This is a genomic window from Cupriavidus sp. SK-3, from assembly GCF_000611145.1.
GTDB lineage: Bacteria > Pseudomonadota > Gammaproteobacteria > Burkholderiales > Burkholderiaceae > Cupriavidus.
The window spans coordinates 1-695 of the sequence record NZ_JFJV02000180.1; the positions used below are offsets into that span (position 1 = coordinate 1).

Below are 695 nucleotides of genomic sequence, written 5' to 3' on the forward strand. Positions count from 1 at the left end.
TTGGCAAACAGGCACAGTCCGCCATCGCGCCAATACAGGCACTTGAGCAGATCGCCACGTTTGCCTCTGAAGATGAACACGTGGCCCGAGAAGGGGTCCTTCTGAAGTACCGTCTGCACCTTGGCCGCCAGGCCATCAAAGCCGCATCGCATGTCCGTAAAACCTGCGGCAACCCAGATTCGGGTGTTCGCCGGCGGCCCCATCATTGGCTCAGGCATTGCACCACCGTGCGCAGGACTTCCGGATCGACCCGGCCTTCAATGCTCACTTGCCCCTTGGCCAGTTGCAACCGTATGACCCCGGTGGGCGATGCTTCCGGCTGATCGCACTGGTTCCCTGCAGGAGGCACGTCGACCGATCCTTCGACTGCGGGTGCCTCAACGATGACGGGCAACAGCAGTGGGTCGTTCGCAACCTCAGGCGTGCCGAAATCGCCTGCTCTATACATGCGACGCCAGCGAAAGAGCATGTTCACGTTCAGGCTGTGTTCCAGCGCTAGCTTTGAAACAGAAACGCCTGGCACGCACGCAGCTTCTGCCAGCCTGCGTTTGAGTTCAATCGGGTGATTGCGGCTCCCGTGCAGGCGACCGCCCCGTTTTGCCACAGACTCCAAAGTAGTCCCCACCAAATTCTGATGGTGACTACTCTGGATACATTCACCTTACGCGTCTACACGGCCTTCAGCGGACGGTTAC

At 59.4% G+C, this 695-nt stretch carries 2 protein-coding genes; both read right to left on the reverse strand.

What is annotated here, in order from left to right; genetic code table 11:
• Nucleotides 1-218, reverse strand: a 218-nt coding sequence (gene tnpB / locus CF70_RS17495; protein WP_200876764.1) for an IS66 family insertion sequence element accessory protein TnpB, incomplete at its 3' end; no start/stop codon positions are given.
• Complete coding sequence (gene tnpA, locus CF70_RS34225) at nt 203-625, reverse strand: IS66-like element accessory protein TnpA (protein ID WP_063830475.1); 423 nt, start codon at nt 623-625, stop codon at nt 203-205. The genes tnpB and tnpA, both read right to left, overlap by 16 nt.
• Between the last annotated feature and the right edge of the window lie 70 nt (nt 626-695).